The organism is Streptomyces sp. NPDC054932 (genome assembly GCF_053610205.1).
The window spans coordinates 1-7,045 of the sequence record NZ_JBSGXU010000291.1; the positions used below are offsets into that span (position 1 = coordinate 1).

Annotated in this window: 6 protein-coding genes; 2 read left to right on the forward strand and 4 right to left on the reverse strand. The window is 73.9% G+C overall.

Annotated features, from left to right (window positions below; genetic code table 11):
- Positions 1-205 precede the first annotated feature (205 nt).
- The 4 genes from ACWGE1_RS38950 to ACWGE1_RS38965 all read right to left on the reverse strand — a co-directional run bounded on the left by ACWGE1_RS38950 (position 206) and on the right by ACWGE1_RS38965 (position 4,325).
- Positions 206-1,576 carry a DUF1996 domain-containing protein gene (locus ACWGE1_RS38950; protein WP_453425205.1) on the reverse strand — a complete coding sequence of 457 codons (1,371 nt, stop codon included), beginning with the start codon at positions 1,574-1,576 and terminating at the stop codon, positions 206-208.
- Positions 1,577-1,585: 9 nt separating this feature from the next.
- The gene (locus ACWGE1_RS38955) at positions 1,586-2,221 is read right to left on the reverse strand and encodes a DUF4142 domain-containing protein (protein WP_453425206.1); all 636 of its coding nucleotides are present in this window, start codon (positions 2,219-2,221) and stop codon (positions 1,586-1,588) included.
- A gap of 565 nt (positions 2,222-2,786) precedes the next feature.
- A complete protein-coding gene (locus ACWGE1_RS38960; protein WP_453425207.1) occupies positions 2,787-3,515 on the reverse strand; it encodes a sigma-70 family RNA polymerase sigma factor in 729 nt (242 codons plus the stop codon).
- Positions 3,516-3,665: 150 nt separating this feature from the next.
- Positions 3,666-4,325 carry a hypothetical protein gene (locus tag ACWGE1_RS38965; RefSeq protein WP_453425208.1) on the reverse strand — a complete coding sequence of 220 codons (660 nt, stop codon included), beginning with the start codon at positions 4,323-4,325 and terminating at the stop codon, positions 3,666-3,668.
- A 243-nt stretch (positions 4,326-4,568) separates the two neighbouring features.
- On the opposite strand from ACWGE1_RS38965, the gene ACWGE1_RS38970 reads away from it, so the two are divergent.
- Together ACWGE1_RS38970 and ACWGE1_RS38975 are read left to right on the forward strand one after the other, a co-directional pair.
- Positions 4,569-5,792, forward strand: coding sequence for an MFS transporter (locus ACWGE1_RS38970; protein WP_453425209.1), 1,224 nt, complete (start codon positions 4,569-4,571; stop codon positions 5,790-5,792).
- The gene (locus tag ACWGE1_RS38975) at positions 5,789-6,886 is read left to right on the forward strand and encodes a sugar ABC transporter permease (protein WP_453425210.1); all 1,098 of its coding nucleotides are present in this window, start codon (positions 5,789-5,791) and stop codon (positions 6,884-6,886) included. The genes ACWGE1_RS38970 and ACWGE1_RS38975 overlap by 4 nt, the downstream gene beginning before the upstream one ends.
- Positions 6,887-7,045 lie beyond the last annotated feature (159 nt).

Sequence of the window (7,045 nt, forward strand, 5' to 3'; positions counted from 1 at the left end):
GGCGCCCCCCCGGGGGGGGGGGCTGCGCGCTGCGCCCCCCGGCAACGGGACTCGTGACCGCCGCCGGGGCACGCATCGGCGGCTACCACGGGCGAGGGGTGTGGGCCCTAAGTCGGCTCCGGGCCAACACCTTTCCCGGGGCGGACGCGGTGTGGAGGAGGAGCATCCGACCCGGGAGTGGAGGGGGGAGCCCCGCCGCCGGGGATCAGCGGCAGTTGCGCCCGTCGTTGATGCAGCCCACGGCCTTGTTCATCAGGTTGTTCGACATCACGTTGATGAAGTCGTCGTGGTCGGTCGCCGGCTTGTGCAGTTGCTCGGGGAAGCTGTCCACGGCGAAGCGGGCACCCGGCGCCACCCCGTAGGTGAGGCGCATGACCAGCTGCGGAATGGCCTTGAAGCCGTTCTGGCAGCGGCCGTTCTTGTCCGGGAAGGCCACGTGCGTCCGGTGGTTGGCGCTGTCGATGTTCTTGCCGTCCCAGCAGCTCTGGAAGGTGAAGGTGCGCACCACGTCGCTGCCCTTCGGGCAGACCGGGTACTTGTCCTTCAGCTGCCGGTTCTCGAATCCGGTGCAGCTCCACGAGGCGTTGGCGTTGGCATTGCCGTTCGTGAAGGCCTTGGCGTCACCGGTGATGATGCGCATGAAGCGGGGCATGGCCGTGACCTTGCCGACGGGACTGCCCTTGAAGGTGATCGACACCTGCTTCGGCTGGAGGATGGTGCCGACGTTGCCGTCCTGGCCGCCGCCGGGAGCCTTGGCGTCCCGCTCCACCTTGCCGTCGCGCAGCCGCAGCACGGGCCAGTAGTAGCTGGACTGGTCGCCGTTGCTGCAGGTGGTGCCGGACTTGGCGAGACTGTCGTTGGTGGAGAAGGCGTCGGTGGAGTTGTTGCCCACGTAGTCGTGCATGTGGTGGGCGCCGTTGGAGACGCCGGGGGCGACGATGACGTTGTCGGGGTTGAAGTGGCCGTTCTCGTTGCGGCCGCACTGCGAGGTGAAGGACCCCTTCGAGGCGTTCCCGGCCTGGGCGGGGTTGCGCACGTTGGGCCGGACCTTGTTGATGCTGACGAAGTCGTTCTTCGACGGACCGCCCTTCTGCGCGGCGGCCTGGGCCGCGGCTCCCTGCTCGCCCTTGCTCGCGGCCGCCGCGACGCCGTCGTCCGCGGCCGGCGCCTGCTTCATCGTGCAGGCACTCAGCGACTTGAGTTCCGCCGGAGGTGCGGCGGATCGGGCTATCGCGTCGTTCATGCCCGCGATGGTCTTGTCGCGCTGCTGCTTCAGTTCGCCGAGGAGGGCGTTGCCCTTGGCCTGGCCGGCCGCGAGCCGCCGGTAGGCGTCGGCCACCTGGTCGTCCAGCTTGGCCAGGTTCGCATCGACCTCGGCCTTGGCCTGTTCGGGGACCGCAGTGAGCTTCTCTCCCACGTCGGGGCAGTCGATGGTGGCCGTCATCTGCTTGCCGTCCTGGCCCGCGGAGGCGTTCCCGGCGACGACGGCGACCCCGCCACCGCCGAGTACGAGCGCGGAGATCACACCCAGGAGCTTGTTCGACAGCCGTGGGCGTTTGTGGCCCTTTTTACTCATGCGATCACTTCACTTCGTCGGTTGGACATTGTCGGAAAGCGCGTCGAAGTCGACGAGTCCGCTGTCTTCGAGGACCGTGATGTGGTCCAGAACCGTGGCGTTGGCGGACGTTGCGAGCTCTCGGACCTTGGTGTTCTTGGTCTGCGCCCGAATTCCGGCCAGCAGCGCGAACACCTTTCCGTGAGCCTTGCGCAGCAACTGGACGAACAGTCGCTCGTACTCGTCCCCGCGCGCACGGGTCAGCTGGCCCAGCCATTCCTGCTGCTGCGCGGAGGGCTGGTTGGGCAGGTCGACGCCGAGGACCTGACCGACCTGGATGACCTGCCGGTCCAGTTCGGTGTGGCCGTCGACGAGGTGTTCCCCGGCCGTGACGATCGTGGGACGCGTCCCGCGCTGCTGGGCCTGCCGGCCGGCGGGAAGCTCCCACAGGCCGGCGAGCCGCACCTTGCGGATGAAGTCCCGGTCCGCGGCGGACAGAGGTCCGAAGGCCGTACTCACCGTTCCGCCGCCGTCGTCGTCGGCCGGAGCCACGACGGCGGCCGTGGCCTTCCCGCCGAACGAGTCCACGGGTATCAGCAGCGCAATCAGGGTGAGCGCAAGGGCGGTGATGACGAGGCCGCTTCCAATTGTGTATTTCGTGGCCAACGACAAGCTGTTGATGGATCTCCGCCGCATTGACAGCACTGTGCCTCCTCGCTCCAGGGGCCGGGAGTGGGTGGCGGGGCAGGAGGGGCCGCACATGCCGTGCGGTGCACACCCGCATTCCCGGGGTGTCACGGGACGCTAGTGCCGGGCGCGGCGCTGCTGCGGGAGGACATCACCATCCGACAAACATCCTGGCGCTTTCGCGGAAGGCTGATATCTTGCCGCGCGTCCGGCCATACAGCCGTGCGGCGTCGCCCCGGCATGCCTCCGGGCCCGGTGGCATGCCTGCGGGCAGGCTCGGGGACCGGGCGCCGGACATGCCCACGGGTGGCCGAAGGCCAGGTCAGGGCACCCCGACCGGGTACACGCCCCGGGCCCTGCTCCCGGTTCCGGTGGGATGCGGACCGGCAGCGCGGTGCATCCGCAACGAGCGCGTGCGCGCGTCGGCACGGGCCGCGACGCGCGTTTCCGTTCCGCGGCACGAAATCCACCGCCTCGTACGCGGGAGGCGCCGCCGGGCGCGCACGGCGCCCCGGCGGTCCCTCCCGCCCGTACGGACCGGGGATCAGGCGAGCGCCGCTGCCGCCGTGAGCATGCGCTCCCCGGCTGCCCGGGCGGGCCTCGGGGACCCGGGGGCGCCGTCGTGCCGCGCGGCCGGGGGCTCCGGCGCCGGCTCGGCCGCCCGGGTGTCCGTCAGGAGCGCGATGAGGGAGGTGCGGGCGCGGGCGACCCGGGAGCGGACCGTACCGATGGGGCAGCCGACGGCCGTGGCCGCCTCCGCGTACGACAGGCCCAACAACTGGGTCAGGACGAGGGCTTCCCGGCGTTCGGCCGGGATCAGGGCGAGCAGTTCCGCCAGGGCGATGCCGTCCTCGAAGCCCGGCACGTCGTACGGCTGGGTCTGCTCGGCGGCCGTCTGCCAGTCGGCGCGGTCCGAGAGTCTGGGCCGGGCGGCCGCGTGGCGGAGGCTGTCCACCACCGTGCGGCGGGCTATGGACAGCAGCCAGGTCCGCGCGGAGGAACGGCCCTCGAACCGGTGCAGGCTCGCGAGCGCCCGCAGGAAGACGTCCTGGGTGAGGTCGTCCGCCGCCTGGGTGTCGGCGCTGAGGTAGGCCACGTAGCGCCAGACGTCGCGGTGGAGGGCGCGGACGAACCGGTCGGTCTTCACGGGGTCGCCGTCGCGGGCGTCCAGCGCCAGCCGGGTCACCGCCGCATCCGCGTCGTGGGTGCGCCGGGCCGGCCGGTCGCCGGTGGTACAGGAGGGGGAGGAGGCAGCGGTCAGGGCAGGAGTCATCGCCACAAGGTCCTTACGGGCAAGGGGTGTCCGGCGCCGCGAGCGGCGGGGCCGGTGAGGAGTACGGCCTGCCGGAAGGCATGACCGATGCCCGAGGCGCGGCGGTGCGGGCGCGAGAGCGGTCGCGGGCGCGGCTCGGGGAACCAGCTGTCAGAGGACAGCGGTTCCCGTCGGCGGACCCCGTGAGGTGATGGCGTGGACGAGGAAGAGCCGGCGCGGCGCGAGGTGCCGGCGCCGACGGTGGATCCGGACGCGCGGCCGGCGCGCGGGAACGGCGGTTCGGAGCAGCAGGCGCAGCGGGGTCCAGAGGCGTGCGGCGACGGCGCGCACCACGCGGAAGGCGGCGCGCTCGCCGTGGGCGAGCCACAGCCCGCAGAGCACGGCGGCCAGCAGGTGCGCGGCCAGCATGCCCGCCGGGGACATGGCGGCCGCTTCGTGCATGCCGCCCGGCAGGGGCCCGAAGGTCATGCCGCCCATGCCCCCCATGTCGCTCATGCCGGCCACGGCGTCCGCCGCTTGGTGCCCGGCGTGAGCGGCATGACCGGCCGGTGGCTGCGACATCTGCCCGGATCCGGCCGCCGCGGCGGTCCGGGTGAAGGACTGGGAGAGGGTGAAACCGGTGTGGAGCACCGCCTGGACGGCGACGGCCGCCGCGGTGACGGCGAGCAGCCCGCGCTCACGGCCCGCGAGGGCCCACGCGGTCGCCGCCGTGCCGGGGAACGCGACGGCCAGGGCCCACCAGGGCACTGCCGTACCCGACATGAGCAGGTGTCCGGTGGCCGCGAGCAGCACACAGAGGGCTGCGAACATCGCAGCCCGTAAGGGGCGTAGACAGCGGACCGGGTTCATGGAGGGCTCATCCTTGCACCGGCCTCCCCAGCCGCACATCGGGGTGCGCACTTCCGGACAAGTTCCCGCGTCCCGGCCTTTCGTGGCCGGGCCGTCGGTCTCATGTGGTGCAGGGCACAGCGGAGCGGGGGAACCGGTCCGCCGCTCCATCCGACTGCCTACCCGCTCGATCGAAGAGTTCAACGTCCTTGGAAGGGAGACTTCGTGGCGGCGGAGGGGACGGCGACCGCATCGCCGGCGGAGCAGGGCGGCGGGGCGGGGCGGCAGTTGACCGCGCTCCTCACCTGCGCCATGGCGTTCTCGATGCTGCAACTGTTCCTCCTCGGGGCGTTGGGTCCGCGGCTGGTGAGCGAACTCGGCGTATCCGCAACGGTGTTGGGTCTGACGACCACGATCGGATTCGGGACCGCAGCCGTCCTGTCCCCGGCCGGGGGCCGGATCGTGGACCGGATCGGTCCACGGCGCTCACTGGTGGCCCTGCTGCTGGTCTCGGCGGCGGCGCTCGCCCTGATCGGCGCCGCGCCCGGTGCCGGTCTGCTGCTCGGCGCCGTCGCGCTGGGCGGCGTACCCCAGGCACTGGCCAACCCGGCCACCAACAAGGCCGTGCTGCGCAGTGTCCCGCCCGCCCGGCGGGGCGCGGTGACCGGACTCAAGCAGTCCGGGGTGCAGCTGGGCGCCTTCGCGGCCGGACTGCCGCTCGCGCTGCTCGCGGGCGGGATCGGCTGGCGGGGCGCGGTCTGGACGGGCGCCGGAGCCGCCCTGCTCGCCGGAGTGTGGGCCCTGCGCGTCCTGCCCGCCGACCCCGCCGCGCCGCCCGCGGGGCCCCGTACGGCGCTCGTGCCGCGGGGGATGGTGGCCTGGCTGGCGGTCTTCTCGCTCTTCCTCGGCGCCGGAATCGCCTCGGTCAACACCTATCTCGCCCTCTTCGGCGCGCAGCGGCTGGGCATGGGCCCGACGGCCGCGGGCGCGCTGGTCGCCGTACTGGGCGTGGCGGGGATCGTGGGCCGCGTGGGGTGGTCGAAGGCGGCCCGGCCCGGGCGGGCCGAGTGGCTCCCGGGCTGGCTGGCCTGCGGGGCGCTGGCGGCGGCGGCCCTGCTGGCGGCCGCGCTGCTGGCGAGCCCGCTGGTGTGGGCCGGGGCGATCGCCGCCGGGGTGTTCGCCGTCTCCGGCAACGCGGTGTCGATGGTGCTGGTCATGCAGCGGGCCGTCCCCGGCCGGGCCGGACAGGATTCGGCGCTGGTCGCCGCCGGCTTCTTCGGCGGATTCGCGGTGGGCCCGCCGCTGTTCGGTCTGCTCGCGCAGAGCGGACGGTACGGACCGGGCTGGCTGCTGGTCGCGGCGGAGTTCGCCGCGGCGGCAGCCGTCGCGTTCCTGTGGGCCGTACGGGACCGGCGGGACCGGCGGGACCGGCGGGAGGGTACGGGATGAGCACGACCGGGCTCGACCGGACCTTCGAAGCCGTCATGGAGCGGGTGGCGGTGACCGCCGAGGCCGTGGGTCCCCGCTTCCCGCTGTACGCCGAACCGGAGGACGGGCGGTGGACGAGCACCGGCCGCGGTTCGTGGACCGGCGGGTTCTGGGCCGGCTTGCTCTGGCTGAGGGCGCGCCACACCGGCGACGGGGCCGACCGGCGCGCGGCCGCCGCGTGCACGGCCCGCCTCGAACCGTGGGCACGGGCCGACACCGCCACCCGCGGCCTGATCCTCTGGTACGGAACCGATCCCTCCGGCGGCGACGCCGAGACGGCCGCGCTCCGGGCACGGGCCGCCCGCGCCCTGCTGGCGGCCCATGACCCCGAACTCGGGCTCGTGCCCTGGGGAGATGCGCTCGGCGGGCCCCGCCTGCTCGCCCGGGTGGACGGCGTCCCGGGCGCCGTACCGCTGCTGGCCGGGGCCGGGCCGCGAGGGGCTGCCGCGGCTGCGGCCCACCTCCACCGCCACCTCGACCTCTGCCTCGGCACGGGCCGGGCGCCCGACGAGGGGTCGCGGCTGCGGCCCGCCCTGCGCTTCGACGCGGGCGTGGGCTGGCAGCCCTGCGAGGACCCGCCGCCGGGCTGGAGCCGCGGGCGGGCCTGGCTGCTCCTGGCGGTCGCCGACGCCCTGCTGTGCCCGGAGCTCGCGGCGGCCGGCTCCGCGGCCCGGCTCGACGAGGCCGTCGAACTCCTGCTCGTGCAGGGTGAGTTCCCGGCCGCAGCGCCGGTCCCGGCGGCCGACACCGCCCGGCCGGACGGGCCGCTCGACACCTCGGCCGCCGCGATCACGGCGGTCGCCCTGCTCAAACTCGCCCGGGTGCCCGGCCCCCGGGCGGCGCGGTGCGCGGACCGGGCCGAGGCGATCCTCGGCGGCCTCGCGGAGCGTCACGTCAGCGTCCGCGGCGCCGGACGCCCGCCCGGGATGCTGCTGGACGGCTGCTACGACGCCGCGAAGGGGCTGGCGGTCCGGCACGAGCTCGTCTGGGGCGACTTCTTCCTGGCGCTCGGCCTCGCCGCCCTGCACGGGCTGGTCGACATCACCCGCGCCTAGTGCTGTGGCCGGAAAGGTTCACCGCGTCGCGGCCCCCGGCACGGCACCTCGCCGCGTTGTCGGCCCTTGCTGGTACGTCCAGTACGAGCCGCGGCCCTCCGCCTTGCGATGCACCGCACCGGACGCCGCGACCCGGCAAACCTTTCCGGCCACAGCACT